21 protein-coding genes, 2 tRNA genes, 3 rRNA genes and 1 pseudogene are annotated in these 26,816 nt (G+C 59.7%); 17 read left to right on the top strand and 10 right to left on the bottom strand.

Features of this window, described 5'->3' with window-relative positions; genetic code table 11:
• Positions 1 to 14 precede the first annotated feature (14 nt).
• The gene (gene ftrA, locus L9B60_RS03190) at positions 15 to 968 is read right to left on the bottom strand and encodes a transcriptional regulator FtrA (RefSeq protein WP_249676157.1); all 954 of its coding nucleotides are present in this window, start codon (positions 966 to 968) and stop codon (positions 15 to 17) included.
• A gap of 92 nt (positions 969 to 1,060) precedes the next feature.
• On the opposite strand from ftrA, the gene L9B60_RS03185 reads away from it, so the two are divergent.
• A complete protein-coding gene (locus L9B60_RS03185; RefSeq protein ID WP_249676155.1) occupies positions 1,061 to 1,681 on the top strand; it encodes a DJ-1/PfpI family protein in 621 nt (206 codons plus the stop codon).
• 125 nt (positions 1,682 to 1,806) lie between these two features.
• Entirely contained in the window at positions 1,807 to 2,337 is a 531-nt protein-coding gene (locus tag L9B60_RS03180) for an EF-hand domain-containing protein (RefSeq protein ID WP_249676153.1), read from the top strand.
• An 86-nt stretch (positions 2,338 to 2,423) separates the two neighbouring features.
• On the opposite strand, the gene L9B60_RS03175 is transcribed toward L9B60_RS03180, so the two are convergent.
• The gene (locus L9B60_RS03175; RefSeq protein WP_249676152.1) at positions 2,424 to 3,359 is read right to left on the bottom strand and encodes a class I SAM-dependent methyltransferase; all 936 of its coding nucleotides are present in this window, start codon (positions 3,357 to 3,359) and stop codon (positions 2,424 to 2,426) included.
• A 96-nt stretch (positions 3,360 to 3,455) separates the two neighbouring features.
• Here L9B60_RS03175 and L9B60_RS03170 point away from each other — a divergent pair, with 96 nt between their 5' ends.
• Complete coding sequence (locus L9B60_RS03170) at positions 3,456 to 3,980, top strand: DUF3833 domain-containing protein (protein WP_249676150.1); 525 nt, start codon at positions 3,456 to 3,458, stop codon at positions 3,978 to 3,980.
• Here L9B60_RS03170 and L9B60_RS03165 read toward each other — a convergent pair.
• A complete protein-coding gene (locus L9B60_RS03165; protein WP_249676147.1) occupies positions 3,977 to 4,366 on the bottom strand; it encodes a VOC family protein in 390 nt (129 codons plus the stop codon). The genes L9B60_RS03170 and L9B60_RS03165 overlap by 4 nt on opposite strands.
• A gap of 150 nt (positions 4,367 to 4,516) precedes the next feature.
• Between L9B60_RS03165 and L9B60_RS03160 the strand changes: the two genes are divergently transcribed.
• Complete coding sequence (locus L9B60_RS03160) at positions 4,517 to 5,833, top strand: ATP-binding protein (protein ID WP_249676146.1); 1,317 nt, start codon at positions 4,517 to 4,519, stop codon at positions 5,831 to 5,833.
• On the opposite strand, the gene L9B60_RS03155 is transcribed toward L9B60_RS03160, so the two are convergent.
• Positions 5,787 to 6,473, bottom strand: coding sequence for a class I SAM-dependent methyltransferase (locus L9B60_RS03155; RefSeq protein WP_249676144.1), 687 nt, complete (start codon positions 6,471 to 6,473; stop codon positions 5,787 to 5,789). The genes L9B60_RS03160 and L9B60_RS03155 overlap by 47 nt on opposite strands.
• A gap of 78 nt (positions 6,474 to 6,551) precedes the next feature.
• Here L9B60_RS03155 and L9B60_RS03150 point away from each other — a divergent pair, with 78 nt between their 5' ends.
• From L9B60_RS03150 to L9B60_RS03140, 3 genes are all read left to right on the top strand, one after another.
• Complete coding sequence (locus L9B60_RS03150; RefSeq protein ID WP_249676142.1) at positions 6,552 to 7,016, top strand: Lrp/AsnC family transcriptional regulator; 465 nt, start codon at positions 6,552 to 6,554, stop codon at positions 7,014 to 7,016.
• 208 nt (positions 7,017 to 7,224) lie between these two features.
• Positions 7,225 to 7,839: a YitT family protein gene (locus tag L9B60_RS03145; RefSeq protein WP_249676140.1), complete on the top strand. Its 615-nt coding sequence runs from the start codon at positions 7,225 to 7,227 to the stop codon at positions 7,837 to 7,839.
• A 23-nt stretch (positions 7,840 to 7,862) separates the two neighbouring features.
• Positions 7,863 to 9,056, top strand: a complete 1,194-nt coding sequence (locus L9B60_RS03140; RefSeq protein ID WP_249676138.1) for an amino acid aminotransferase — start codon at positions 7,863 to 7,865, stop codon at positions 9,054 to 9,056.
• Positions 9,057 to 9,062: 6 nt separating this feature from the next.
• On the opposite strand, the gene L9B60_RS03135 is transcribed toward L9B60_RS03140, so the two are convergent.
• Genes L9B60_RS03135 through L9B60_RS03125 form a run of 3 tightly spaced genes read right to left on the bottom strand, consistent with a single transcriptional unit; the run spans position 9,063 to position 12,186 of the window.
• The gene (locus L9B60_RS03135) at positions 9,063 to 10,508 is read right to left on the bottom strand and encodes an MFS transporter (RefSeq protein WP_249676136.1); all 1,446 of its coding nucleotides are present in this window, start codon (positions 10,506 to 10,508) and stop codon (positions 9,063 to 9,065) included.
• Between the two features lie 54 nt (positions 10,509 to 10,562).
• On the bottom strand, positions 10,563 to 11,378 hold the full coding sequence (gene aroE / locus L9B60_RS03130; RefSeq protein WP_249676133.1) for a shikimate dehydrogenase: 816 nt from the start codon (positions 11,376 to 11,378) through the stop codon (positions 10,563 to 10,565).
• A 34-nt stretch (positions 11,379 to 11,412) separates the two neighbouring features.
• The gene (locus L9B60_RS03125) at positions 11,413 to 12,186 is read right to left on the bottom strand and encodes an SDR family oxidoreductase (RefSeq protein ID WP_249676132.1); all 774 of its coding nucleotides are present in this window, start codon (positions 12,184 to 12,186) and stop codon (positions 11,413 to 11,415) included.
• A 124-nt stretch (positions 12,187 to 12,310) separates the two neighbouring features.
• On the opposite strand from L9B60_RS03125, the gene L9B60_RS03120 reads away from it, so the two are divergent.
• The 6 genes from L9B60_RS03120 (at position 12,311) to rrf (ending at position 18,900) form a co-directional block, all read left to right on the top strand.
• On the top strand, positions 12,311 to 13,195 hold the full coding sequence (locus tag L9B60_RS03120) for a LysR family transcriptional regulator (protein WP_249676130.1): 885 nt from the start codon (positions 12,311 to 12,313) through the stop codon (positions 13,193 to 13,195).
• 516 nt (positions 13,196 to 13,711) lie between these two features.
• Positions 13,712 to 15,248, top strand: a 16S ribosomal RNA gene (locus L9B60_RS03115).
• Positions 15,249 to 15,371: 123 nt separating this feature from the next.
• Positions 15,372 to 15,448: transfer RNA gene (locus L9B60_RS03110), tRNA-Ile, on the top strand.
• A 9-nt stretch (positions 15,449 to 15,457) separates the two neighbouring features.
• A tRNA-Ala gene (locus tag L9B60_RS03105) sits at positions 15,458 to 15,533 on the top strand.
• 220 nt (positions 15,534 to 15,753) lie between these two features.
• Positions 15,754 to 18,646 (top strand): 23S ribosomal RNA (locus L9B60_RS03100).
• A 138-nt stretch (positions 18,647 to 18,784) separates the two neighbouring features.
• Positions 18,785 to 18,900: ribosomal RNA gene (rrf, locus tag L9B60_RS03095) — 5S ribosomal RNA — on the top strand.
• The 16S, 23S and 5S rRNA genes sit together here with 2 tRNA genes alongside, the layout of an rRNA operon.
• 142 nt (positions 18,901 to 19,042) lie before the next feature.
• Here rrf and L9B60_RS03090 read toward each other — a convergent pair.
• Together L9B60_RS03090 and L9B60_RS03085 are read right to left on the bottom strand one after the other, a co-directional pair.
• Positions 19,043 to 20,404 carry a sensor domain-containing diguanylate cyclase gene (locus tag L9B60_RS03090; RefSeq protein ID WP_249676128.1) on the bottom strand — a complete coding sequence of 454 codons (1,362 nt, stop codon included), beginning with the start codon at positions 20,402 to 20,404 and terminating at the stop codon, positions 19,043 to 19,045.
• 88 nt (positions 20,405 to 20,492) lie between these two features.
• Positions 20,493 to 21,422 (bottom strand): AEC family transporter, encoded by a 930-nt coding sequence (locus L9B60_RS03085; RefSeq protein ID WP_249676126.1) that lies wholly within the window; start codon positions 21,420 to 21,422, stop codon positions 20,493 to 20,495.
• A 152-nt stretch (positions 21,423 to 21,574) separates the two neighbouring features.
• Here L9B60_RS03085 and L9B60_RS03080 point away from each other — a divergent pair, with 152 nt between their 5' ends.
• The 4 genes and pseudogenes from L9B60_RS03080 to L9B60_RS03065 form a co-directional block, all read left to right on the top strand.
• Positions 21,575 to 22,081, top strand: a complete 507-nt coding sequence (locus L9B60_RS03080) for a sigma-70 family RNA polymerase sigma factor (RefSeq protein ID WP_249676124.1) — start codon at positions 21,575 to 21,577, stop codon at positions 22,079 to 22,081.
• On the top strand, positions 22,078 to 23,055 hold the full coding sequence (locus L9B60_RS03075) for a FecR family protein (RefSeq protein WP_249676122.1): 978 nt from the start codon (positions 22,078 to 22,080) through the stop codon (positions 23,053 to 23,055). The genes L9B60_RS03080 and L9B60_RS03075 overlap by 4 nt, the downstream gene beginning before the upstream one ends.
• A 140-nt stretch (positions 23,056 to 23,195) precedes the next feature.
• A complete protein-coding gene (locus L9B60_RS03070; RefSeq protein WP_249676121.1) occupies positions 23,196 to 25,628 on the top strand; it encodes a TonB-dependent siderophore receptor in 2,433 nt (810 codons plus the stop codon).
• 62 nt (positions 25,629 to 25,690) lie between these two features.
• Positions 25,691 to 25,828 (top strand): annotated as a pseudogene (locus L9B60_RS03065) (NAD-dependent dehydratase); the annotation flags it as partial.
• A gap of 210 nt (positions 25,829 to 26,038) precedes the next feature.
• Here the strand turns inward: L9B60_RS03065 and cobF are convergent.
• Complete coding sequence (gene cobF / locus L9B60_RS03060; RefSeq protein WP_249676119.1) at positions 26,039 to 26,806, bottom strand: precorrin-6A synthase (deacetylating); 768 nt, start codon at positions 26,804 to 26,806, stop codon at positions 26,039 to 26,041.
• Positions 26,807 to 26,816: the final 10 nt, after the last annotated feature.

The following is a 26,816-nucleotide window of genomic DNA, read 5'->3' as shown; positions in this document are numbered from 1 at the left end:
CGAACTCCCTGGCCTCAGGCCCTGACAAACTGTTTGCGGTAAGCGTTTGGACTCAAGCCGACCCGCTGGCGGAAGTGCCGCCTGAAAGACTCGTGCGAACCAAAACCGGCTGCCTCGACCACGTGGCTGAGCGGCAGCTGCGCTTGTTCCAGCAACTCCCGGGCATAGGCCACGCGTTCCCCCAGCAACCATTCATAGGGTGTCATACCCGTGCCGTCGATGAAACAGCGATGCAAAGTGCGCGTGCTCATGGCCGCGCGTTGCGCCATGGCGTCGAGGGTCAGGGCCAGGTGCAGGTGGCTGCGTACCCAGTCCATCAAGGCTGAGACAGGCCCCTCGCTTGCGCTGACCAACTGGCGATGGGCGTACTGTGCCTGGCCGCCGTCCCGGTGCGGGGGGATCACCAGGCGCTGCGCCACCCGATTGGCGACCAGGGCACCGTGGTCGCGGCGCACCAGGTGCAGCATCATGTCCAGGCCCGATGCGGAGCCGGCGGCGGTGATGATCTGGCCCTGATCCACGTACAAGGCGTTGGCTTGCACCGTGATGCGAGGGTAGCGCGCGGCCAGGCGCTCGGTATGGCGCCAGTGGGTGGTGGCCTGCAACCCGTCGAGTAATCCGGCCGCCGCCAGCACGAAGGCCCCAGCGCAAATCGAGCACAGGCGCGCCCCGCGAGCATGGGCGGCTTGCAATTGCTCGATCAGTTTTTGCGGCACCGGCGCCTCGATGTCACGCCAGCCAGGGATGATGATCGTGTCAGCGGTTTCAAGGGTTGCGCTGCCAGGGGTGGGCAGCAGGGTGATGCCACCCAGGGCCGTGATCGGCCCTTCGTCCACCGCCACGCTGGCGAACTCATACCAGTGCACCCCCAGTTCTGGCCGCTTGAGGGCGAACACCTCCGCCGCGCATCCGAATTCGAAGGTGCACAGTTGATCGTAGAGCAGTGCCACCACCTGATGATTTTTCATTGGCGTGATCTTACCGCATGTTGGCATTCCTGCCAGTGGTGGTTGGGTGTGGGGCTGATTAATCTGCAGGCACCCCAGACAGGAGCCACGCCATGACCTTGAATATCGGAATCTACGTCTACGACGACGTTGAAGTGCTCGACTTCGCCGGGCCCTATGAGGTGTTTACCACCGCAGCCCGGGTGCATGCGCGTAGCCATAGTGGTGCGCCGCTGTTCACGGTGGTCACCGTGGGGCGCACCTTGGCGCCCGTACGGGCGAGGGCGGGGTTGAAGGTGGAGGCGGATTTCGCCATCGATCGGCATCCCCCCCTGGACCTGCTGGTGGTGCCGGGGGGCGTGGTGACTGCAGAACTTTGCAAGCCGGACGTGATCCAGTGGCTCGGCCGGCAGATCCACCCCTCAAGGTTGGTGGCCTCGGTGTGCACCGGTGCCTTTATGCTGGCACAGACAGGAAAACTGGATGGCCTGAGCGTGACCACCCACTGGGAAGACCTCGATGAGTTGCGTGAGATGTTTCCCAAACTGCAGGTGCTCGGTGGTCGCCGCTGGGTGGACCAAGGCGCACTGCTGACCAGCGCCGGGATCAGCGCCGGCATCGACATGAGCCTGCACTTGGTGGAGCGGTTGCACAGCCGCGCCTTGGCCGAGCGCACGGCCCGGCAGTTGGAGTTTGATTGGGTAGGGAATCAGTCAGGCATCGATAGTGTGTAAGTAAGTTTGATATTTATTATTTAAGTTATGGCGTGGCGTGTGCGTATTTTCAAGTATTGCGGTATGGCGGAGGGTTAACTAATTTTAGAGGGGGTGGTTGATAAATATTTGAGTGAGGTGATGTGATGAGCAAAGATATTCTGGCGGACAAAGCTGATACAATATTTACACGCACGGATGCCGCTGTTAAAGGCTACGTGACTGAAGATGATTTCATTGCTGTCGCTAAAAAAAATCTTGAGAAATATAAGGAGGCACCCGACTCATCGAAGGCTGTGGCATTGATCGAAAGTTTCAAGAGCCTTTGGCGAGCGTACCTGTCAAATCTGGCTACGCCTCAGGCGACGAAGTTGTCACGTGAGGAATTTCGGGCTTCATTTAAAAAGCATAAACAAAATAAAGTCTTTGATAAGGTCCTTGTTCCATTGTATCGAAACCTTTTCGATGTTATCGATACTGATGGTGATGGTCAGTTGAGTGTTCATGAGTTTTCCGTTTTGACCGCTGTCAACTTGGCTCAAGCAAAGCAGGCGTTCAAGGAAATAGATGTCGATGGCGACGGTCATATTTCACGCGAAGAGTACTTGAGCGCATTCAAAGCCTTCTGTGAAAGTTCAGAACCAACAAGTACGGGCAATTTGTTATTCAAAGGCTAGCGGCACAGTGGCACCGGGCGTGGTTTACAACGAGCTATCGAGTATCGGCAATTCACTCAGCTGCCGCTATGCGAAAGCTCGTCAAACTATCGCGTAAACACCAGCGCCTTCAACCCACCCTCAGGATCGATGTCGGCAAACTCCGGCGGGTTGGCCAGGCGCTCCTTGAAGGTCAGCTCAGGTGCGGCCGCGGCAACGCCCTCGATCAAAAAGTGGGGGCCAATCGCTGGATCATTCACGCATGCCAGCACGGTACCGTGCTCGGTCAACAGTTCCGGCAGGCGGCTGAGTACGCGCTGGTAGTCCTTGGTCAGTACGAAGCTGCCTTTCTGAAATGACGGCGGGTCGATGATGACCAGGTCGTAAGGACCGGTTTTTTTGACCTTGCCCCACGACTTGAACAGTTCGTGACCCAGAAAGGTTACCCGGTCCAACTCGTGATGGTTCAGGCGGTGGTTGTCACGGCCACGGCTCAGTGCGGCACGGGCCATGTCCAGGTTGACCACGTGCTCGGCGCCGCCGGCAATGGCGGCCACCGAAAACCCGCACGTGTAGGAAAACAGGTTGAGCACCCGCTTGCCTGCCGCGTTGTCGCGCACCCAGTCGCGGCCGTAGCGCATGTCCAAAAACAACCCGGTGTTTTGCTTGCGACCGAAATCGACGAGGTAACGCAGGCCGCCCTCGACGATTTCGCGATCCTCCACCGCCACCCCGGCGATCAGCTCGGTGGTGCTTTCCAGCAAGTACCGGTGCTGCAACAGCAGGCTTTGACCACCCGCAGTGTGCCAGGTGGCCGACTCGGCCAGGTTCAGCAGCAAGGTCTTGAGCCCTGCCAGGTGCTCGGTTTGCGGCTCTTTGAACAGCGATACCAGCAATACGCCCTGCATCCAGTCCACGGTCACTTGCTCCAGGCCCGGCCAGCGGCGGCCACGGCCGTGGAACAGGCGGCGGGTTTCGGCGGGGGCGGGGCTCAAGGCGGCGGTCAGGTGGTGTTCAAGTGTGGCAAGGGCGTCTGGGTTCATGGCTCTGGGTCAATTTTTTCAAGGGTGCATTTTAACCGAACGAGCCGCCATGGCCACAGGTCTAGAGTTACAAGCACGCCCCCTTGGAGTTCGACCATGTTCAAGCGTCTATTGCTATTGATGTGTCTGTGCCTGGCCAGTTGCAGTTCGGTTGACGTGCAGCAGTACCGCACGCAGCAGCCGACCTTGGATGTTCGCCAGTTTTTCACCGGCCACCTGGAAGCCTGGGGCATCTTCCAAAAGCGCTCCGGGGAGGTGGTCAAGCGCTTTCATGTCGTGATGCAGGGGCGCAGCGAGGGTGAGAACTTGATCCTGCACGAGGACTTCACCTACAGCGATGGCACCCGACAGACCCGTGAATGGACCTTGCGCCCCGACGGCCCGAACCGTTGGCGCGGCACCGCAGGCGATGTGGTGGGCGAGGCACTGGGCGAAACCGCTGGCAACACCCTGCATTGGCGCTACGTGTTGAGCTTGCCGGTGGACGGCAAGGTGCACGACGTGACGCTGGACGACTGGATGTACCAACTGGACGATCACACCATGGCCAATCGTTCGTACATGAGCAAGTTCGGCGTCGAGGTGGGGCAGATCTCGCTGTTTTTCCGCAAGCTGCCTTAAACGGGTTCGCGCAGTTGCAGCACGTTACCTTCCGGGTCGTAACCATCGCAGGCCCGGAAGTAGGGGCCTTGCCATTCGCAGTCCGGGCCATCCAGCGCGCCGCCCAAACGTGGCGCGTCGGCCCGCGCCTGGCTCAGGCTGGCGACCGGGTACACCAGCTTGGTCGGCACGTTGGCGCGGCGCTGGGGCGGCAGGGTGATCTGCACGCTAGCGGCGACTTCGGCTGGCAAGGCGTGCAGCACCAACTGAAAATCGTCACCGTCCAGCAGGATCAAGTCGTCCTGACGCAACATCAGGTGCATCGACAGCAGTTGCTCATAGAATGTCGCCATACGTGGCAGGTCTTTGGCGAACAGCACGGCGCCGTGTTTGAGTGGTTCGGGCATGGTCAGCCTATAGGTATGTAAGCGGTTGTCAGAGTGTAGCGCGCGCTCGTGGCGCATTGATGGCATCGATCAGTGGCGAGTCACTCGGTTCTGTGCTCTGATTCGCGCCATAGGCTTTCCTGTCGATTGCTCAGTACGGTTGAATTCCCGATGGCCCATACCAAGGTTCCGCTGCCGCCCGAAGAAGCGTTGCGCATTGAAGCGCTCGAGCACCTGCAGATCCTCGATACCCTGCCCGAAACCTCGTTCGACGACATTGTCGAACTGGCCACGACATTGTGTGGCACGCCCATTGCGTTGGTATCTCTGGTAGACAGCGAGCGGCAATGGTTCAAGGCCTGCGTGGGCCTGGACGTGCGCCAAACCCCGCGCGACCAGGCCTTCTGTGCCCACGCCATCCTGGTGCCCGAGGCATTGCTGATGGTGGAGGATGCCACCCTTGATCCGCGCTTCAATGCCAACCCGTTGGTGCTGGGCGCCCCCTTTATTCGGTTCTATGCCGGCGCGCCGGTTTTGGCGGCCAATGGGCAGGCCTTGGGCACGGTCTGTGTGATCGACACCGTGCCGCGCAGCCTCACCGCAAGCCAGGCCAACGGCCTGCAGGCGTTGGCCCGGCAGGCCTCGGCGTTGCTGCAATTACGCACCTTGAGCCTTGCCCGCGAGCAACAGGCCCGTGACCTGTCGCGCAAGGTGATCGAGGCGCTGGGCGATAACGAACAGGCGCACTCGGCGCTCAGGCATAACCAACGGGTCGCGGCGGTCGGCCAGTTGACCAGCGGCATCATTCACGACTTCAACAACCTGTTGCAGACCCTCACCGCCACCTTGCAACTGCTGCAACTGCGCGCCGAGCGTCCTGGTGAGGTGGGCAAGTTGACCGGCATCGGTTTGCAGGCCGTGGCCCACGGCGCCAAGCTGATCGCGCAACTGCTGGCCTATTCGCGCAAGGGTGGGGTGGAGCTTGAGCCAGTGTCGGTGTGCGAGCGCATCGAGGCTAACCGCGAGGTGCTCAAACGGGTGTTGGGCTCGTCGATCTCGCTGCACTTCGACCTGGCCTGGGCACCCTGCCAGGTTCTGTGTGACGGTACGCAACTGGAAGCGGCGCTGCTGAACATGCTGGTCAATTCCCGTGACGCCATCGATGGGGCTGGGCGTATCCACATCGCGACCCGGCTGAGCGACGTGGCGGGCGATGCGCAGTTGGCGGATGGTCGCTACTTGGTGTTGAGCGTGACCGACAGCGGCGCTGGCATGTCGGCGACGGTGCTGGCACAGGTATTCGAGCCGTTTTTTACCACCAAGGCGGCGGGCAAGGGCACCGGGCTTGGTTTGTCCCAGGTTTATGGTTTTGCATTGAAGGCCGACGGTACGGCGCGGGTACGCAGTGAGCCGGGCAATGGCACCGAAGTGGCATTGTGGCTCAGGACCTTGCCGCTCGCGCCTGAAGGATCAACGAGGCAGGCTTGAGGCTGAGCGGGTGCACAGGCTCTTGAATCAAGACCTCGTCCAAGCCGCTGGCGTAAAGCAACTTGACCCAGCTCTCCAGGGTTCTGAAGTACCAAGGCGGTGGGTCGCTGAAGTCGGTATTGAAGCCGGCCCATGAGCCCGATCGCCACCCATCGCGGTAGGGCGCCTCGCCGCAGGCCATCAAAGGGTGCAGGGTTTGCACCAGCAGGTGGCCTTGCCGGGTCAACAGGCTGGCAAGCGCCGGCAGCAGCGTGGTGACCGAATCCTCGCCCAGCAGCGAGAAGTTGCACACCACGCAATCCACTTGCCCGCTCAGCGCACCTTGGGCGATGTGCTCATAGGTGGCAACCTGGTAGTCGCCGGGGCCCGCGGCCCGTGCGGCTTGGACCAGCGCCGGCACGGCATCCACGCCCAGGGTTTTGACGCCTTGGGCGCATAAGGCGCGGGTCAGCCAGCCTTCGCCGCAGCCCAGGTCCAGGGCGGTGGCGGGGCGCAGGGCGAGCACGGCTTCAAGCACCGCCTGGTCGGTGACCAGGCGCCGGCTTTCGATCTCGCCACCGCGCACGGCGCCAACCCAAGCGATTGCGTTGTGCTGCCAGGATTCGAGAATGTGGGCGTCAGACAAATCTTCGTCGTTCATACCCCAAGCTTAGTGCCTGTTGGCCGTGCTCTGGTAGTCTGTGGGCCTGAAAACGCGAAGCGCCTGACGGGAACACGGATGAAAATGCCTGAGATCGACGATTTTGACTTGAAGATTCTGACCTTGTTGCAGGCCAACGGCCGCCTCACCAACCAGGAGCTCAGCGACTTGGTCGGGCTATCTGCTTCACAGTGTTCACGTCGACGCATTGCGCTTGAAAACGCCCAATTGATCCTCGGTTATCACGCGCGCCTGGCGCCTCAGGCGATGAACGTGGAGATGGTGGCCATGATCGAGGTTCGCCTGGTCAGCCATGGCGTCGAGCACGCCGAGCGTTTCCAGCGCATCGTGGTGGAGGAAAGCGCAATCATCGACGCCTACAAGACCACCGGCGATGCCGACTACACCTTGAAAACCGCGGTGGCCGATCTGGCCAGCCTCAACCAGTTGATGGGCCGGCTGTTTGCCAGCAATTGCATCGGCCACATCAAGACGGCGGTGGTGCTTGAGCGGATCAAGGAAAACAGCGTGCTGACGCATTGATCAAGCGCCTCCAACAGCCTGCACCGTTGCGAGGCATGAAAAGGGCGTTGCGCGCACGGATGGCGCCAAGAGCGGGTGCATTAAGAGTGATATGTGCACATGTGCTGCTTGTGGTGCGCAACCTTGCTTGAATTGGTACGATATATGCTCAGTGTGTGCATGTAACTGCATGCGCATGCCGCTGATCCAACCCCTTTTCGAGTTCCGCATGACCACCCTGACTACCCGAGCCAACACCCGCCACTCCGCGCTTGAAGATATCCTTGCGCTGTTGATCGGCACCTTGCTGGTCGCCTTCGGCCTGTTGTTCCTGCGCCAGGCCGGCATCATGACCGGAGGTACCGCCGGTATCGCGCTGTTGATTCACTATGCCTACGACTTGCCGTTCGGCGCCGTGTTCTTTGCGCTCAACCTGCCGTTCTATTGGCTGGCGTGGCGCCGCATGGGCTGGCGCTTTTGCGTGAAAACCTTTTGCGCAGTCGGCCTGGTATCATTTTTCTCGGATTACCAGGGCTTGCTGATCAACGTCCAGAGCATTCAACCCTTCTACGCCGCGTTAATCGGTTGCGTCATTCTGGGTGTAGGATTTATTGTCCTGTTCCGCCATCAGGCCAGCCTGGGCGGCATCAATATCCTGGCGCTGTTCATCCAGGAAAAATTCGGGATCAAGGCCGGCTGGTTGCAGATGGGCGTCGACATCGTCATCTTGTTGACTTCGTTGAGCCTCATGACGCTGCCCTTGTTGATCGCCTCGGTGTTGGGCGCCGTGGTGCTGAACCTGATCATCGCCTTGAACCACCGTTCCGACCGTTACTCGGCCTGAATCACCCTATGGAGTATGTGCAAGTGTTCGAACAAGTAGAGTCGTATGCCGGTGACCCTATCCTGTCGCTGATGGAAACCTTCCAAAAGGACCCACGTGCAGACAAGGTGAACCTCAGCATCGGTCTGTACTACGACGGTGCCGGTATCATCCCGCGCCTTGCCACCGCCGTCGAAGCCGAGCGGCAGTTGCTCGCCGGCGACCAGGGCCCTTGCGTGTACTTGCCAATGGAAGGCTTGCAGGCTTACCGCCAAGGCATTCAGGAACTGCTGTTCGGCGCAGATCACCCCGTGGTGCGCGAAGGTCGCGTGGCCACCATCCAGACCGTGGGCGGTTCGGGCGCGTTGAAAGTCGGTGCCGATTTCCTCAAGCGCTATTTCCCGGATTCGCAGGTATGGGTCAGCGATCCGACCTGGGAAAACCACCTGGCACTGTTCGGTGGGGCGGGCTTCAAGGTCAACAGCTACCCGTACTTCGAGTCGGCCAAGCGCGGCGTCAACTTCGAGGGCATGCTTGCCACCCTCAATACCCTGCCCAAGCACAGCATCGTGCTGCTGCACCCCTGCTGCCACAACCCGACGGGCGCGGACCTGAACAACGCTCAGTGGGACCAGGTGGTCGCCGTTGCCAAGCAACGTGAGCTGATCCCGTTCCTGGACATTGCCTATCAGGGTTTCGGTGATGGCATGCAGGAAGATGCCTATGCGATTCGTGCCATGGCCGACGCGGGCGTGACATTTATCGTCAGCAACTCGTTCTCCAAGATTTTCTCGCTGTACGCCGAGCGCGTCGGCGGCTTGTCGGTGGTGTGCAGCGATGCCGCGACCGCCGAGCGTATCCTGGGCCAGCTAAAGGCAACCGTGCGCCGTAACTACTCCAGCCCACCCAAGCATGGCGCCACGGTCGTGGCCCGGGTGTTGGGCGAGCCGGGCCTCAAGGCCCAGTGGTTGGCGGAAGTCGAAGCGATGCGCGTGCGGATCCTGGACATGCGCCAGCAGCTGGTGGCGGTATTGAAAGAAACCGCGCCAGCGCGCAGCTTCGATCATTTCCTGCAGCAAAAAGGCATGTTCAGCTACACCGGCTTCAGCGTCGACCAGGTCACGCGCCTGCGCGAAGAATTCGGGGTGTACCTGATCAACAGTGGGCGCATGTGCATGGCGGGCTTGAACCAGGGCAACCTGCAACAGGTAGCCCTGGCGTTCGCGAAAGTCAGCTAAGCCAGTTCAGGCGTGCCGGCCCAGCTTCATCGCTTGGGCGGCAGGCGCCTGGTTGCGCAGGGCCTTGGCCACTTCCGCTGCATCACGCGGTTCATCAAGGTCCCGGTTCAAGGTTTCCGGGGTTTTGAACGTGGTGTACACGGTGGCCACGGTCAGCAGCGCCAGGTAACAGGCAATCGGCAACCAGGCACCCAGGCCCGGATGTGCTTGCCCTTCATGCAGTACCACGGTGTAGGCAATGATGCCGGCACCAATCATTGGCGCAATGCCACCGGCAATCACTGCCGACAATTCCCGCGCGATCGACACGCCCATATAGCGATGACGCGAGCCGAACAGCTCGGGCATCAGCGCAGCTTGCGTGCCGAACATGCCCCAGGTACCAATCCCCAGTGCCACGCTGATCGCGATGATACTGGCTACCACGTTGCCCTGGCTCAGGGTCCACCACACCGGGAAGGCCAGTGCCAGTTGCAGCAGGGCGAAGCTGCGATACACCTTGACCCGACCGTAGCGGTCGCTCAGTTTGCCGGCAATCGGCACGGTGATGGCGCCGACGCAGGCTGCGCAAATCAGCGTCATTACCCCCACCGGGCCTTGCAGGCCGACCACGCCGACGATGTAGCTGACGGCCAGTGCCTGGTAGATCGAGGAGCCGCCGTTTTCGGCCAGGCGCAGGCCAATGCCGATCAACAGGGTGGGTTTGGAATGCTTGAGCGCACTTTTGAGTGGGTTCTGGCACTCCTGTTTCAGGGCCTTGAGGCGGATGAAGGTGGGCGACTCTTTTAGCTTGAGGCGCATGTACAAGCCCAGGGCCACGATCACCACGCTGATGAAGAACGGCACGCGCCACAACCAGGTCTCGGTGACGTGCTCATTGCCGCTGACCACGAAGAAGTACACCAGCGCCGCCAGGATAGTGCCCAGTTGAATGCCCAGGAAGGGCAGGGCGGCATAGAACCCGCGCCGGCCCTTGGGTGCGTATTCGGTCATCATTACCGCGGCACCGGCCTGTTCGGCGCCCGCGCCCAGGCCTTGCAGCAGGCGCAACACCACCAGCAGCACCGGCGCCAGGTAACCTGCCGTGGCAAAGGTGGGCAGCGCGCCGATCAGGGTGCTGGAAATGCCCATCAACAGTACCGTGGACGACAGCACGAACTTGCGCCCGATCCTGTCGCCGATCATGCCGAACAGCACACCGCCCAGGGGGCGGACGGCAAAGCCTAGGAAGTAGGTGCCGAAACTGGCGATCAGGCTCATGGTGCGGGTCTGTTCGGGAAAGAACAGCGGCCCGAAAATCAGCGCCGATGCCAGGGTGTACAGGGCAAAGTCGTAGTACTCCAGGGCGCTGCCCAGGGAGCAGGCCCAGGCGGCGCGGTGCAAGTCCTTGCGGACCACGGCCTCGTCGCGGGTGTCGTGGTGATCGGGTGACGCCGAGTGTGCAGGGTTCATCTCGTGACCTCCAGGCGCCTTGAGTGGCGTCTTGTTATTGTTGCGTGAGCGTTTTTAGATATTGAGTCGTTGGATCTCGTCGAGCATGGCCTGTTCCATCACATCGATGGGCGCGTCATGGCCGGTGTACAGTTCAATCTGCCGGCACGCCTGGTGCACCAGCATCCGCGTGCCCGCCACCGTCACGCAACCCAGGCTCTGGGCCTGGCGCAAAAGGGCAGTGCGCACGGGAATGAACGCCACGTCCATGACAATCAGGTGTGCGGCGAGCTTGCCGTCCAGCGGGTTGGCTTCGGCTTGGCGAAAACCGACCGAGGTGGCATTGATCACGATGTCGAAATCGTTGGCTTGAAACGCTTCGACTGTACCACTGAAACCGGTACCAAATTCAGTCGCCAGCTGTTCACCGCGCTCGGCACTGCGATTGAACACTGTGATCAGGGCGCCTTGCTGTTTGCAGCCAAATACCACGGCGCGCGCGGCACCACCGGCACCCAGCACGGCCACGCGTTTGCCTTTGAGCGGGGTCACTTCCTGCAGCGCGCGCACGGCACCCAGGTAGTCGGTGTTGTAGCCGGTGAGTACGCCGTCGACGTTATTGATGGTATTGACCGCGCCGATGGTCTGGGCCGAAGGGTCAATCGCATCCAGGTGCGCCATGACCGCAGTCTTGTAGGGCATCGAGACGTTCATGCCGCGTACGCCCAGGGTGCGGATGGCCGCGACGGCGCCTGCGGGGTCTTCGACGCCGAAACACACAAAGGTGTAGTCCAGGCCCAGTGCCGCATAGGCGGCGTTGTGAATCTTGGCGCTAAGGGAAAACGGCTGGCCCATGATCGAGCCGCACAGGGTAGGTAGGGATGTAGGCATCGTGACCTCTTCTATATAGGAGCATTCGCGGTAGCTAGACAACGCTGGTCAAGCCGCCATCGACGTAAAGGGTTTGGCCGTTGATGAAGTCGGCAGCACTGGAGGCCAGGAACACGGCAGCGCCGCACAGTTCTTCCACTTTGCCCCAGCGCCCGGCCGGGGTGCGGTTGCACAGCCAATTAGAGAACTCTGGGTCGTCGACCAGGGCCTGGTTCAATTCGGTCTGGAAGTACCCCGGGGCCAGGCAGTTGACCTGCAGGCCATGTTTGGCCCAGTCGGCGCACATGCCGCGGGTCAGCATGCGCACGGCGCCTTTACTGGCGGCGTAGGGCGCAATGGAGGGGCGGGCCAATTCGCTTTGCACCGAGCCGATATTGATGATCTTGCCGTGCTTGCGCCCGATCATGTGTTTGGCCACCGCCTGGGAGGTGTGAAATACACCGTCCAGGTTGGTGCGCATTAGTTCGTGCCAGTGTTCGTGGGAAAAGGATTCCAGCGGTGCCCGACGTTGCAGGCCGGCGTTGTTGATCAGGATGTCGATGGCGCCGAGGCGCTGTTCCAGGGCGTCGATCGCGTTGGCGGTCTGTTCGCCGTTGCTGACATCGAATACGCAACTGTCGGCGTCTATGCCTTCATCGCGCAATTGTGCGCCTACGCCTTGAGCGCGCATGGCATCGCGGCCATTGATCACCACCGCGGCGCCTGCTGCGGCAAGGCCCCGGGCCAACGCCAGGCCGATGCCGCGTACCGATCCTGTGATCAATGCGCGTCGCCCGTCAAGGCGGAAGGGGTTGTGGGCCTGGCTCATGCCGGTCTCCTTTGTCAGTTCTTATGGGAGCACTTCACTCCGTATCCTTTTAGGGCGCCAATCGTATATGGTGATCTGGTGATCATGTTCGGTGATCACCAGTCGCATCAGAGGAGGTGTTTGCATGGAGCTCAAGCATTTGCGCGCGTTCGTTACCTTGACCGAGGAGCTGCACTTCGGTCGGGCTGCGGCGCGCCTGCACATCGTCCAGCCGGCCTTGAGTGCGCAGATCCGCGTGCTGGAAGAGCATGTCGGTGCACTGCTGTTCGAGCGGGACCGGCATAAAGTGGTGCTGACCGAGGAGGGCGGCCTGTTGTTGCCTGAGGCGTTGGCCACGCTGCACCAAGCCGAGCGAGCCAGGGAAGTGGTGCAGCGCTCGGCGTCTGGTGCCGTCGGAGTGTTGCGCATCGCCTTCGTTTCCTCGGTATTGTCCCGGTTGCTGCCTGGCCTGCTGCGCGCCATGAGCGAACGCTTGCCAGGTATCGACCTGGAGCTCAAGGACATGCCAACCCCGCTGCAGGTGCGGGCGTTGCAAGACAATTCCCTGGATTTCGGCCTGGTGCGCCTGCCCCTGGCCCATGCTGGCGTGAACACCCGTTGGCTATTCGAGGAGCAACTGGTGGTAGCGCTGGCGGCGGATGACCCGCTGTGCAGTCAGCGCCAGGTGCAGCCTAGCGATCTGGCGGAGCGAGCAGTGCTGGTGCTGGCCCGCAAATTCGCCCCCGGCCTATATGACCAGATGCTGGTGGCCTTTCATAAGCGCAAGGTGACCTTGCAGATCGCCAGGGAGCTGGGGGAATTCACCACCATGTTGGCGTTGGTGGCGGCCGGCTGGGGGCTGGGGGTGCTGCCTGCGGGAGCCGCTTCGGCACTGCCGCCCGGGGTGGTCACGCGGCCGTTGGCCTTGAACATGGCCGGTACCGGCATTGGCATCGCCTGGACAGCGCTGGACAGCCCACGCAAACGCGCCTTTATAGAGGTGCTGGATGGGCTGTATCCACCTTCCTGATAGATAGTTTGAATTAGGGGTTGACGGGTGCGTGGATCTGTCTATAATTCGCCCCACTTCCGGCGCAGACGAAACGGAAAACTTCTTTAGAAACAAAGAGTTAACCGAAGTAGGCAGTGAGGAAGCCGCTCTTGTAACCGAGAGCATGTTGTAGATCGGAAGCGGTGAAAAAAGGTGGTTGACAGCGGATTGAAACGCTGTAGAATTCGCCTCCCGCAACGAGAGATCGAAGCGAGCCAAGTGTTTGAAGTTCTTAGAGAATCTCTGAAAACTTCGTAAAATAAACGCTTGACAGGCTCTGAGGAAAGCGTAGAATGCGCGCCTCGGTTGAGACGAAAGAATCAACCAACCGCTCTTTAACAACTGAATCAAGCAATTCGTGTGGGTGCTTGTGACTCAGACTGATAGTCAAAAAGATTATCAGCATCACAAGTTACCTCCGCGAGAAATCAAAGATGTAACCAACGATTGCTGAGCCAAGTTTATAAGGTTTTCTCAAAACCTAATTGCAGTATTGAACTGAAGAGTTTGATCATGGCTCAGATTGAACGCTGGCGGCAGGCCTAACACATGCAAGTCGAGCGGATGACAGGAGCTTGCTCCTGAATTCAGCGGCGGACGGGTGAGTAATGCCTAGGAATCTGCCTGGTAGTGGGGGACAACGTTTCGAAAGGAACGCTAATACCGCATACGTCCTACGGGAGAAAGCAGGGGACCTTCGGGCCTTGCGCTATCAGATGAGCCTAGGTCGGATTAGCTAGTTGGTGAGGTAATGGCTCACCAAGGCGACGATCCGTAACTGGTCTGAGAGGATGATCAGTCACACTGGAACTGAGACACGGTCCAGACTCCTACGGGAGGCAGCAGTGGGGAATATTGGACAATGGGCGAAAGCCTGATCCAGCCATGCCGCGTGTGTGAAGAAGGTCTTCGGATTGTAAAGCACTTTAAGGTGGGAGGAAGGGCATTAACCTAATACGTTAGTGTTTTGACGTTACCGCCAGAATAAGCACCGGCTAACTCTGTGCCAGCAGCCGCGGTAATACAGAGGGTGCAAGCGTTAATCGGAATTACTGGGCGTAAAGCGCGCGTAGGTGGTTTGTTAAGTTGAATGTGAAATCCCCGGGCTCAACCTGGGAACTGCATCCAAAACTGGCAAGCTAGAGTATGGTAGAGGGTAGTGGAATTTCCTGTGTAGCGGTGAAATGCGTAGATATAGGAAGGAACACCAGTGGCGAAGGCGACTACCTGGACTGATACTGACACTGAGGTGCGAAAGCGTGGGGAGCAAACAGGATTAGATACCCTGGTAGTCCACGCCGTAAACGATGTCAACTAGCCGTTGGGAGCCTTGAGCTCTTAGTGGCGCAGCTAACGCATTAAGTTGACCGCCTGGGGAGTACGGCCGCAAGGTTAAAACTCAAATGAATTGACGGGGGCCCGCACAAGCGGTGGAGCATGTGGTTTAATTCGAAGCAACGCGAAGAACCTTACCAGGCCTTGACATCCAATGAACTTTCCAGAGATGGATTGGTGCCTTCGGGAACATTGAGACAGGTGCTGCATGGCTGTCGTCAGCTCGTGTCGTGAGATGTTGGGTTAAGTCCCGTAACGAGCGCAACCCTTGTCCTTAGTTACCAGCACGTTATGGTGGGCACTCTAAGGAGACTGCCGGTGACAAACCGGAGGAAGGTGGGGATGACGTCAAGTCATCATGGCCCTTACGGCCTGGGCTACACACGTGCTACAATGGTCGGTACAGAGGGTCGCCAAGCCGCGAGGCGGAGCTAATCTCACAAAACCGATCGTAGTCCGGATCGCAGTCTGCAACTCGACTGCGTGAAGTCGGAATCGCTAGTAATCGCGAATCAGAATGTCGCGGTGAATACGTTCCCGGGCCTTGTACACACCGCCCGTCACACCATGGGAGTGGGTTGCACCAGAAGTAGCTAGTCTAACCTTCGGGAGGACGGTTACCACGGTGTGATTCATGACTGGGGTGAAGTCGTAACAAGGTAGCCGTAGGGGAACCTGCGGCTGGATCACCTCCTTAATCGACGACATCAGCTGTATCATGAGCTCCCACACGAATTGCTTGATTCATTGAAGAAGACGATAGAAGCAGCTTTAAGCTCCAAGCTGATAGCTCAACGCTAACAGTTACGCGCTCGAAATTGGGTCTGTAGCTCAGTTGGTTAGAGCGCACCCCTGATAAGGGTGAGGTCGGCAGTTCGAATCTGCCCAGACCCACCAATTTTGTATGGGGCCATAGCTCAGCTGGGAGAGCGCCTGCCTTGCACGCAGGAGGTCAACGGTTCGATCCCGTTTGGCTCCACCATAAACTGCTTCTGAAAGCTTAGAAATGAGTATTCCGTTGAGAATATTGATTTCTAGTCTTTTGATTAGATCGTTCTTTAAAAATTTGGGTATGTGATAGAAAGATAGACTGGATAGCACTTTCACTGGTGTTTATTCAGGCTAAGGTAAAATTTGTGAGTAATTACAAGTTTTCGGCGAATGTCGTCTTCATAGTATAACCAGATTGCTTGGGGTTATATGGTCAAGTGAAGAAGCGCATACGGTGGATGCCTTGGCAGTCAGAGGCGATGAAAGACGTGGTAGCCTGCGAAAAGCTTCGGGGAGTCGGCAAACAGACTGTGATCCGGAGATGTCTGAATGGGGGAACCCAGCCATCATAAGATGGTTATCTTAAGCTGAATACATAGGCTTAAGAGGCGAACCAGGGGAACTGAAACATCTAAGTACCCTGAGGAAAAGAAATCAACCGAGATTCCCTTAGTAGTGGCGAGCGAACGGGGACCAGCCCTTAAGTGGCTTTGAGATTAGCGGAACGCTCTGGAAAGTGCGGCCATAGTGGGTGATAGCCCTGTACGCGAAAATCTCTTAGTCATGAAATCGAGTAGGACGGAGCACGAGAAACTTTGTCTGAATATGGGGGGACCATCCTCCAAGGCTAAATACTACTGACTGACCGATAGTGAACTAGTACCGTGAGGGAAAGGCGAAAAGAACCCCGGAGAGGGGAGTGAAATAGATCCTGAAACCGTATGCGTACAAGCAGTGGGAGCAGACTTTGTTCTGTGACTGCGTACCTTTTGTATAATGGGTCAGCGACTTATATTCAGTGGCGAGCTTAACCGAATAGGGGAGGCGTAGCGAAAGCGAGTGTTAATAGCGCGTTTAGTCGCTGGGTATAGACCCGAAACCGGGCGATCTATCCATGGGCAGGTTGAAGGTTGGGTAACACTAACTGGAGGACCGAACCGACTACCGTTGAAAAGTTAGCGGATGACCTGTGGATCGGAGTGAAAGGCTAATCAAGCTCGGAGATAGCTGGTTCTCCTCGAAAGCTATTTAGGTAGCGCCTCATGTATCACTGTAGGGGGTAGAGCACTGTTTCGGCTAGGGGGTCATCCCGACTTACCAAACCGATGCAAACTCCGAATACCTACAAGTGCCGAGCATGGGAGACACACGGCGGGTGCTAACGTCCGTCGTGAAAAGGGAAACAACCCAGACCGTCAGCTAAGGTCCCAAAGTTATGGTTAAGTGGGAAACGATGTGGGAAGGCTTAGACAGCTAGGAGGTTGGCTTAGAAGCAGCCACCCTTTAAAGAAAGCGTAATAGCTCACTAGTCGAGTCGGCCTGCGCGGAAGATGTAACGGGGCTCAAACCATACACCGAAGCTACGGGTATCATCTTAGGATGATGCGGTAGAGGAGCGTTCTGTAAGCCTGTGAAGGTGAGTTGAGAAGCTTGCTGGAGGTATCAGAAGTGCGAATGCTGACATGAGTAACGACAATGGGTGTGAAAAACACCCACGCCGAAAGACCAAGGTTTCCTGCGCAACGTTAATCGACGCAGGGTTAGTCGGTCCCTAAGGCGAGGCTGAAAAGCGTAGTCGATGGAAAACAGGTTAATATTCCTGTACTTCTGGTTATTGCGATGGAGGGACGGAGAAGGCTAGGCCAGCTTGGCGTTGGTTGTCCAAGTTTAAGGTGGTAGGCTGGAATCTTAGGTAAATCCGGGATTCTAAGGCCGAGAGCTGATGACGAGTTGCCATTAGGCGACGAAGTGGTTGATGCCATGCTTCCAAGAAAAGCTTCTAAGCTTCAGGTAACCAGGAACCGTACCCCAAACCGACACAGGTGGTTGGGTAGAGAATACCAAGGCGCTTGAGAGAACTCGGGTGAAGGAACTAGGCAAAATGGCACCGTAACTTCGGGAGAAGGTGCGCCGGTGAGGGTGAAGGACTTGCTCCGTAAGCTCATGCCGGTCGAAGATACCAGGCCGCTGCGACTGTTTATTAAAAACACAGCACTCTGCAAACACGAAAGTGGACGTATAGGGTGTGACGCCTGCCCGGTGCCGGAAGGTTAATTGATGGGGTTAGCTAACGCGAAGCTCTTGATCGAAGCCCCGGTAAACGGCGGCCGTAACTATAACGGTCCTAAGGTAGCGAAATTCCTTGTCGGGTAAGTTCCGACCTGCACGAATGGCGTAACGATGGCGGCGCTGTCTCCACCCGAGACTCAGTGAAATTGAAATCGCTGTGAAGATGCAGTGTATCCGCGGCTAGACGGAAAGACCCCGTGAACCTTTACTATAGCTTTGCACTGGACTTTGAATTTGCTTGTGTAGGATAGGTGGGAGGCTTTGAAGCGTGGACGCCAGTTCGCGTGGAGCCAACCTTGAAATACCACCCTGGCAACTTTGAGGTTCTAACTCAGGTCCGTTATCCGGATCGAGGACAGTGTATGGTGGGTAGTTTGACTGGGGCGGTCTCCTCCTAAAGAGTAACGGAGGAGTACGAAGGTGCGCTCAGACCGGTCGGAAATCGGTCGTAGAGTATAAAGGCAAAAGCGCGCTTGACTGCGAGACAGACACGTCGAGCAGGTACGAAAGTAGGTCTTAGTGATCCGGTGGTTCTGTATGGAAGGGCCATCGCTCAACGGATAAAAGGTACTCCGGGGATAACAGGCTGATACCGCCCAAGAGTTCATATCGACGGCGGTGTTTGGCACCTCGATGTCGGCTCATCACATCCTGGGGCTGAAGCCGGTCCCAAGGGTATGGCTGTTCGCCATTTAAAGTGGTACGCGAGCTGGGTTTAGAACGTCGTGAGACAGTTCGGTCCCTATCTGCCGTGGACGTTTGAGATTTGAGAGGGGCTGCTCCTAGTACGAGAGGACCGGAGTGGACGAACCTCTGGTGTTCCGGTTGTCACGCCAGTGGCATTGCCGGGTAGCTATGTTCGGGAAAGATAACCGCTGAAAGCATCTAAGCGGGAAACTTGCCTCAAGATGAGATCTCACTGGAACCTTGAGTTCCCTAAAGGGCCGTCGAAGACTACGACGTTGATAGGTTGGGTGTGTAAGCGCTGTGAGGCGTTGAGCTAACCAATACTAATTGCCCGTGAGGCTTGACCATATAACACCCAAGCAATTTGAGTCGAAACGACCAGATTGCGGTGTTGTGAAGACGCATTATCCGAAAATTTGTAACTCACAAAACATCACATACCCGATTCGCTGGAGTGCCCGCAATGGCATCCTGGCTACAGAATTTCTTGACGACCATAGAGCATTGGAACCACCTGATCCCATCCCGAACTCAGTAGTGAAACGATGCATCGCCGATGGTAGTGTGGGGTTTCCCCATGTGAGAGTAGGTCATCGTCAAGATTAAATTCCGAAACCCCCATCTGCTAACGCAGGTGGGGGTTTTGTCTTTTCTGGTCTGGTGGATGTGCGGTGGCCTTTTCGCGGATGAATCCGCTCCTACAAGAGCGGATTCATCCGCGAACCCGCCACCTCGGTCCCCAGCTCACACGCAAAACGCTTCTATTCGATCCCGGCCATTCTCCTTGGCCCGATACAACGCCTGGTCACTGCGCGACAACGCCAGGTCCGGGCTGCTGTCAGTCGCGCCCATGACGCTGACACCGATGCTCAAGGTCAGCGGGATAACCTGCCCCGCCTCGGTGAACGGCGTCGCCAGCAAGGCTGCCTGCAGCCGCTCTGCGAAGGCTAGGGCGTCCAGCACGTGGGCACCGCTCAAGACCACGGCAAATTCCTCGCCACCCATGCGCCCGGCGATATCGCTGTGGCGCAACTGGGTTTTCAGCACGGCGGCGAAGTGCTTCAGCGCACGGTCACCCACCGCATGCCCCCACCGGTCGTTTACGCGCTTGAAATGATCCAGGTCGCACATCAGCACGGCGCACATGCGCCCACGGCTGTGCTGGATATGCTGCAACTGCGTATCGATTTGCTGCATGAAATGCCGCCGGTTAGGCAACTGGGTCAGGAAGTCGATGGTGGCGAACTCCTGCAGTTCGGCTTCGATACGCTTGCGCTCGGTGATGTCGGTGATAAACCCGTGCCATTGGGTGCTGCCGTCAGTCAGGCGCTGCGGGCGCGCATCGCCTTGGCGCCAGCGCAGGCCCTGGCGTGGCAGTATCACCCGATACTCCACGTGCCAGGGTGACTGGCAACGGGCCGAATGCAGCAGCGATGCCTGGTATAGCGCCAGGTCATCGGGGTGGATGCGCTGCTCGATCAGCCGCGCGCACTCGGCCACCTGCTGCGCGGTCACTTCGTAGATGTCCTCGACCCCGGCGCTGGCGTAGGAGAAGAACGCCTGGCCGTCCAACGGCAGGCGATACTGGAACACTAGCCCCGGCACTTCGTTGGTCAGGTTGGTGACCAGGTCCAACGTCTGCTGCAGGCGCCCGGACAGCGCGCGCAGGGTGGTGATGTCGGTGGTGGTGCCAACCATGCGCAGCGCCTGGCCATCGGCGTCACGGGCAATGACCTTGCCCCGGCTGCAGATCCATTTGTAGCTGCCGTCCTTGCAGCGGATACGGTGCTCCACCTCGTAGGTGTCGGTGCGCTGCTCGAAGTGCGCGCGGATGGTGGCCTGCACGTAGTCGCGGTCATCGGGGTGCAGGCGGTCGTAGGCATCTTCGATGCGGTTGGACAATTCGTCCTCGGCATAGCCGATGATGGCCTTCCAGCCCGCCGAATAATGGATTTCGTTGGTGAGGAAATTGCGGTCCCAGATCCCGGTCCCGCTGCCGGCGATGGCCAGTGCCAGGCGTCGCTCGTTATCGCGCAAGGCCTGCAGGTCGTCCAAAAGGCGCGTCGGCATCGGGTACTCGTCATCGGTGTCTAGGCAAATCTGCATGCAGGGGTCCCCCGGGTGTGGCAGCGGGCATTCTATAACGACATCCCCCGGTTGCCACCCAGCCACCAGTGTGCAAGCGGATCAATGGTCAGCCGTTGATGTACCACAGGCACAGCGACAGGGTGGCCAGCGAGCCAATCGTGGAAATCAGAATAGTGCTCGATACCACCGAGGCTTCGCGCTTGTAGTACTCGGCCAGCATGAATGGCCCAGTGCCGGTGGGTAGGGCGCTGAGTAACAACGCCGAATTGGCCCATAACGGCGGCAAAGGGAACAGGCGGAATACCAACAGCCAAGTCAGCAACGGGTGCAGCACCAGCTTGATCAGCACCAACAGCGTAGTGCCTGTACGCGGGCCCTGTTGCTTGGCGGCCAAAAACAGCCCCAGGGAAATCAGCGCGCAGGGTGTGGTGGCCGCGCCCAGCAACCCGAGGAACTTCGCCAGCGCGCCCGGCAACGGGGCGCCTCCCCAGGCCCACAAGGCGCCCAGTACGGGCGACACCACCAGCGGGTTCTTCGCCAGTGCCAGCAGTACCTTGAGCACGATGCGGTGTACCCGGGCCTCGGCTTGCAGGCCGATCTCGATGCACACCAGCGCCAACCCGAACAGCACGCACACCACCAGCAACGAAGCGATCAACGCCGGTTCCAGGCCATTGTTGCCCAGCACCATCACGCACAACGGAATGCCGATGTAGCCGGTATTGGCATACGAGGCACTCAACGCATCAATGCTCGCGTCGGCAAAATGCCCGGCCTTGCGCCAGCGCAGCAACAGCGTCAACACAAACATCGCCAGGGTGCTGCCGGTGAACGCCAGCACAAAGCCGGGATGCCAGATCTGCTCCCAGGTTGCCGTGGCCGTCGCGGTAAACAGTAACGCCGGCAGGCAGAGCCACACCACCATGCGGTTGATTTCGGAGGCAGCGGTGGGCCCCAGGCGGTTGGTGCGCCGGCACAGGTAGCCCACCAGGATCAAGGCAAAGATTGGCAACAGCACATTCAATACAGACGACATCGGCCCCAAACCCCCACACCAGACAAGTCGGCAAGGGTAATGGCTAAATCGTTAGCTTCCAACCTTTCTAACCCCATTAACGTGAATATTGCCAACCGGGGCCTTGCCCGATGATAATGAGATGAATTACCAAATGTATCTGGTTATCGACCGTGCCCCACGACACCAAAGCCTTAGTAGCCAGCCTTTACAACGATAACCATCGCTGGTTGCGCGCCTGGTTGTATCGACGCCTGCAGTGCCCCGAGGATGCCGCAGACCTGACCCAGGACACCTTTCTAAGGGCCTTGGGTTCCAGGCAACTGGTCGAACTTCAAGAGCCACGCGCCTTCCTGGGTACCGTTGCCAAGCGCCTGCTGTGTAATTTGTGGCGGCGACGGCGGCTAGAGCGCGATTACCTGGCGCAACTGGCGCTGATACCCGACTGCTTCGCACCGTCCGAAGAGGACCTGGCGCTGGTACGCGAGGCCATCGACGCCATCGACCGGTTGCTCGACGGTTTGCCAGCCCGGGTGCGCCAAGCATTCGTGCTGCATCGCCTGCAAGGCCTGTCGCAACCGAGCATCGCGCAACAACTGGGGGTGTCGCTGGCCACCGTGGAGCGCGACCTGCGCCGCGCGTTCATTCATTGCCTGGTTGTGGCGGAGCAAGACGCATGAGCGCCCCGCGTGTAGACGAACTCACGCTGCAAGCCATCGACTGGCTGTTGCGCCTGGAGGCAAAAGATCCACATCACCTGCAGGCCTTCAACCAATGGCTGGCCAGCAGCGAGGCCCATCGCCAGGCCTGGCAACGGGTAACCGGCCTGTTGCAACAGCCGATGGCCGACTTGCAGGCGGTTGAAGCGCGCAGCCCCGGGCAATTGAACGCCGCCCGCCAGGCCCTCAACGCTCCCCGTTCAGCGCAGCGGCGCGCGTTGCTCGGTGGTGGCTTGGCGGCCGTCTTGCTGGGCGTCACCGGGGGCGCGTTGGTGGAGCGCGTCACCCCGCTCAGCGGCCTGCTGGCCGACCTGAGCACTGCCACCGGTGAGCGTAAGACGGTCGAACTGCCTGATGGCAGCCGCCTTAGCCTGAACGCACGCAGCGCAGTGGATATCCGTTTCAACGGCCAGCGCCGCGAAGTGCGGCTGCTGCAGGGCGAGGTGCAAGTGGACGTCGCGCCAGACCCGCAGCGCCCGTTCATCATCGCCACCGAGCAAGGCGAGGTGCGGGCTTTGGGTACCCGCTTTTTGGTACGCCAGGACGATGGTGGCAGCCTGGCCTCGGTGCAGCAACACAGCGTCCAACTCACCACCCGCAACGGTCAGCAGCGGCGCATCGAAACGGGCGAAGCGGTGTGGTTCTCGGCCGAGGCGATTCGGCCGTTGCCCAATTCGGTGGCCACCCAGGCCGACTGGCGCGACGGGCGCATCGACATCCGCGACGAGCCGTTGGGGCAGTTGATCGAGGCGCTGCGGCCCTATTGCACGGGAATACTGCGCGTCAGCCCGGCGGCGGCGCGCCTGCGCGTGTACGGCGTGTACCCCCTGGACGATAGCGCCCGTACCCTGCAATCACTGGCCGATACCTTTCCCATCAGCGTGCGCAGGTACGGCCCCTGGCTCACCCTGATCGACACGACCACGCCGCCGTAGGAGCGGATTCATCCGCCAACCAGACGCCACGGTCAACCTGATGCACCCAGGTGAAGAAAAACAGCCGATCGATGAGGGGATTGCCCACCCTCGCGGGTCATGGTCAGGGAAAGCCAACCTACAACGAGCCCGATCCTTTTATGCCGCACTTGATGATTCGTCCCGGTCTGCTGGCCCTCGCCGTGAGCATGACCACCCTGATGCCGCTTGCCCACGCCGACAGCGCTGCCGATACCCGCACTGCCACCCAGGCCTTCGACCTGCCGGCCGCGGCCCTGGGCGATAGCCTGAGCCGCATCGCCCGGCAAACCGGGCGCATCCTCTCGGTGCCACCGGCGCTGCTGCAGGGCAAGCGTGCCGCCGCCGTGCAGGGTGAATTCAGCCCCGAGCAAGCCGCGCGCCAAGCGCTGGCCGGGAGCGGATTGGGCCTCACCACCACCCCGGGTGGCACCTGGAGCCTGTACCCCTTGCCCGAAGGCGCAGCCCTGGACATCGGCCCGATCAACGTCGACGGGCAAACCACCGAAGACGCCTACGGCCCGGTGAAAGGCTACGTGGCCACCCGCAGCGCCACGGCCAGCAAGACCGACACGCCGATCACCGAGATCCCGCAGACGGTCAACGTGGTCACCGCCGACCAGATCAAGGACCAGGGCGCGCGCAACCTGACCCAGGCCCTGCGCTACACCCCCGGCGTCAACGTCAACGGCTTCACCGACCGCAACACCATCGCCGACGAAATCACCAGCCGCGGCTTTGCGCCTACCCTGCTGTACCTTGACGGCGCGTACCTGCCGTACGCCGGCAGCCTGGGCGGCGCGCCGCAGATCGACCCCTACACCCTGGAGCGCATCGAAGTACTCAAGGGCCCGGCCTCGGTGCTGTACGGGCAAAATCAGCCCGGCGGCATGATCAACCTGGTGTCCAAGCGCCCGACCCAGGTGGCGCAGCACCAGGTGAAATTCGGCGTCGGCAGTTTCGACCGGGTCAACGGTGCCTTTGATTTCAGCGGCCCCATCGACGAGGCGGCCACCTTGAGCTACCGGCTGGTGGGCGTGGCCAACGACGGCGGCGAGCAGATCAAGCACGCCGGTGACTCACGCACCCTGTTGGCCCCCAGCCTGACCTGGGCGCCCACCGACGCCACTGCGCTGACGGTGTATGCGCAAATCCAGCGCGACAAGGCCACCCCCGACTACCAGTCGTTGCCCAAGATCGGCTCGCTATACAGCAACAGCGAGGGCCACCGCATTAACCGCGACGCATTCCTTGGCGACTCCAGCTGGAACGACTACACCCGCGACCAGCAGGTGTTCGGCTACGACTTGGTACATGCCTTCAACGACAGCGTCAAATACCGCCAGACCGCGCGCTACATCGACGTCAACGACCGTTATCGCGGTTTCTACCTGACCTCGTTCGTGATCAACGCCGATGGCACCACCGACGACACCCGCGCCAAGCGCAACAAGGTCGACTGGCGCCAGCACAACACCGCCTACACCTTCGATAACAACCTTGAGTTCAAATTCAACACCGGTGCCTTGGAGCACACCGTGCTGACGGGCGCCGACTACCGCAACTTCACCCGTCGCTACCAGGGCTACAACCTGTACAACTCGGAAATCATCGAGCTGTACAACCCCACCAACTACCGCACCAGTGGCGTGCCAACCCTCACCACCAAGTGGAACAATTTCGTCGAGCAAAAGGGCCTGTACCTGCAGGACCAGATCCGCTTCAACCAGTTCGTGCTGACCCTGGGCGGCCGCGAAGACTGGGCCGAGGTGGACAACAAGGACCAGTTGGCCGTCACCGAAGATAAGCAAAAAGACAAGAAATTCACCAAGCGCATCGGCCTGACCTACCTCACCGATTTCGGCCTGGCGCCGTATGTCAGCTACGCCGAATCCTTCCTGCCCACGGTCGGTAGCGCGGCACCGCAACGCGGCGGCGGTGCGTTCAAGCCGGTGGAAGGCGAGCAGTATGAACTGGGCGTGAAATATCAGCCCAACAGCACCACGTTGCTGACAGCGGCGGTGTACCAGATCAAGCAGAAAAACGTGCTGACCGGCGATGTGGAATACCCCGAGTATCAAGCCCAGGTGGGTGAAGTGCGTTCGCGGGGTATCGAACTGGAAGCCAAAAGCAGTATCGGTAACGTCGACTTGCTGGCATCGCTGGGCTATTTGGACTCGTTCTACACCAAGTCCACGTACGGTGATCAGGGCAACCGCAACGAGCAGCAGGCCCCTTGGTCGGCCGGGGCTTGGGTCGCCTATCACCTGACCGAAGGTGCGCTCGCCGGCCTGACCCCGGCCGTGGGCGCACGCTATACCGGGCGCGGCTATGGCGACTCCAGCAACACCTTCAAAACCCCGGCCTTCGTGGTGTATGACGCCACCCTGAACTACGACCTGGCCTTCCTGGACCCGGCCTTCAAGGGCTTGCAGGCCAGCCTGAACGTGCAGAACCTGTTCGACCGCACGTACGTCTCGTCCTGCAACTACAACTTCGGCTGCTACTACGGCCAGGAGCGCACGGCGTCGCTGCAGATGAGCTACGACTGGTAACTGGCGCCCACCTAGCCCTTTCCCGAAGGGGGAGGGCTACGGCTTAGGCTCTGTACGAAATCGCTGACTTGGGCCGGCCGATCGAAGTGGTCACCGACATGACCAAAAGCCGCCAGCTGGGTTTTCTGGATTACCAGGCCAGCGACGAAGCGTTCTTCAAGGTGTTCGAGCAGTTGCGCGCGCAGCGCCTGATCCCATAAAAGGAGACCGCCGCATCCCGCCTGTAGGAGCGGATTCATCCGCGAAGCAAACGCCGCGGTGCACCTGCTAAACCGTGATGATCTTTTCGCGGATAAATCCGCTCCTACTGGCTTACCCCCTGTAGGAGCGGATTCATCCGCGAAGCAAACGCTGCGGTGCACCTGGTAAACCGTGATGATCTTTTCGCGGATAAATCCGCTCCTACTGGCTTACCCACCTGTAGGCGCGGCGCGCAACAGGTAAGTATCCATGATCCATCCATGCCGCAACCGCGCCGCTTCACGCACCTGGCGGATCTGCTCACCCACCTCCGCCAGCTTGCCGGCAATCAACAGCTCGTCCGGCGTGCCCACGTACGCCCCCCAGTAAATATCCAGATCCTGCGCGGCATAGCGCAGGTAGGTGTCCTGCGCATCCAACATCACCACCACGGTATCCGCCTGGCTCGGGTAACCCTGGGCCAAACGCCTGCCCGTGGTGATCTGCAGCGACTCGCCAATGCGGTTCAACGGCACCTGGTGCGCCGCCGCCAGGGCCTGCACGCTGGTGATGCCCGGGATCACCACCACCTCGAACGCCAAGCGGCCTTGGGCCTTGATCGCCTGCAAGATACGCAAGGTGCTGTCGTACAGCGCCGGGTCGCCCCACACCAGGAACGCACCGCACTCATCCTCATGCATCTGGCTGTCGATCAAACGCTCGAACAGCGCCTGCTTGTCGCCGTTCAATGCCGCGACACTGGCCGCGTACGCGTCATCGTCGCGCAGGCGTTCCGGGCTCTGGGCTTGCACGATGCGGTAGTTGTCGTGGTGGACATACTGGCGGCACAACTCGCGACGCAAGTCGCCCAGCGCGTGTTTGACCGGGCCCTTGTCCAGCAGGAAAAACACCTGGGCGCGGTTCATCGCATTCACCGCCTGGATCGTCAGGTGCTCCGGGTGGCCGGCACCGATGCCGATGATCAGGATGGTTTTCATGCACACCTCC

The organism is Pseudomonas abieticivorans, assembly GCF_023509015.1.
Taxonomy (GTDB): Bacteria; Pseudomonadota; Gammaproteobacteria; order Pseudomonadales; family Pseudomonadaceae; genus Aquipseudomonas; species Aquipseudomonas abieticivorans.
This window is presented reverse-complemented; position numbering and strand designations above follow the sequence as displayed.

Coding starts and splice junctions, on each gene's coding strand:
- ftrA (WP_249676157.1), bottom strand. CDS start 968: ATGAAAAATCATCAGGTGGTGGCACTGCTCTACGATCAACTGTGCACC.
- L9B60_RS03185 (WP_249676155.1), top strand. CDS start 1,061: ATGACCTTGAATATCGGAATCTACGTCTACGACGACGTTGAAGTGCTC.
- L9B60_RS03180 (WP_249676153.1), top strand. CDS start 1,807: ATGAGCAAAGATATTCTGGCGGACAAAGCTGATACAATATTTACACGC.
- L9B60_RS03175 (WP_249676152.1), bottom strand. CDS start 3,359: ATGAACCCAGACGCCCTTGCCACACTTGAACACCACCTGACCGCCGCC.
- L9B60_RS03170 (WP_249676150.1), top strand. CDS start 3,456: ATGTTCAAGCGTCTATTGCTATTGATGTGTCTGTGCCTGGCCAGTTGC.
- L9B60_RS03165 (WP_249676147.1), bottom strand. CDS start 4,366: ATGCCCGAACCACTCAAACACGGCGCCGTGCTGTTCGCCAAAGACCTG.
- L9B60_RS03160 (WP_249676146.1), top strand. CDS start 4,517: ATGGCCCATACCAAGGTTCCGCTGCCGCCCGAAGAAGCGTTGCGCATT.
- L9B60_RS03155 (WP_249676144.1), bottom strand. CDS start 6,473: ATGAACGACGAAGATTTGTCTGACGCCCACATTCTCGAATCCTGGCAG.
- L9B60_RS03150 (WP_249676142.1), top strand. CDS start 6,552: ATGAAAATGCCTGAGATCGACGATTTTGACTTGAAGATTCTGACCTTG.
- L9B60_RS03145 (WP_249676140.1), top strand. CDS start 7,225: ATGACCACCCTGACTACCCGAGCCAACACCCGCCACTCCGCGCTTGAA.
- L9B60_RS03135 (WP_249676136.1), bottom strand. CDS start 10,508: ATGAACCCTGCACACTCGGCGTCACCCGATCACCACGACACCCGCGAC.
- aroE (WP_249676133.1), bottom strand. CDS start 11,378: ATGCCTACATCCCTACCTACCCTGTGCGGCTCGATCATGGGCCAGCCG.
- L9B60_RS03125 (WP_249676132.1), bottom strand. CDS start 12,186: ATGAGCCAGGCCCACAACCCCTTCCGCCTTGACGGGCGACGCGCATTG.
- L9B60_RS03120 (WP_249676130.1), top strand. CDS start 12,311: ATGGAGCTCAAGCATTTGCGCGCGTTCGTTACCTTGACCGAGGAGCTG.
- L9B60_RS03090 (WP_249676128.1), bottom strand. CDS start 20,404: ATGCAGATTTGCCTAGACACCGATGACGAGTACCCGATGCCGACGCGC.
- L9B60_RS03085 (WP_249676126.1), bottom strand. CDS start 21,422: ATGTCGTCTGTATTGAATGTGCTGTTGCCAATCTTTGCCTTGATCCTG.
- L9B60_RS03075 (WP_249676122.1), top strand. CDS start 22,078: ATGAGCGCCCCGCGTGTAGACGAACTCACGCTGCAAGCCATCGACTGG.
- L9B60_RS03070 (WP_249676121.1), top strand. CDS start 23,196: ATGCCGCACTTGATGATTCGTCCCGGTCTGCTGGCCCTCGCCGTGAGC.
- cobF (WP_249676119.1), bottom strand. CDS start 26,806: ATGAAAACCATCCTGATCATCGGCATCGGTGCCGGCCACCCGGAGCAC.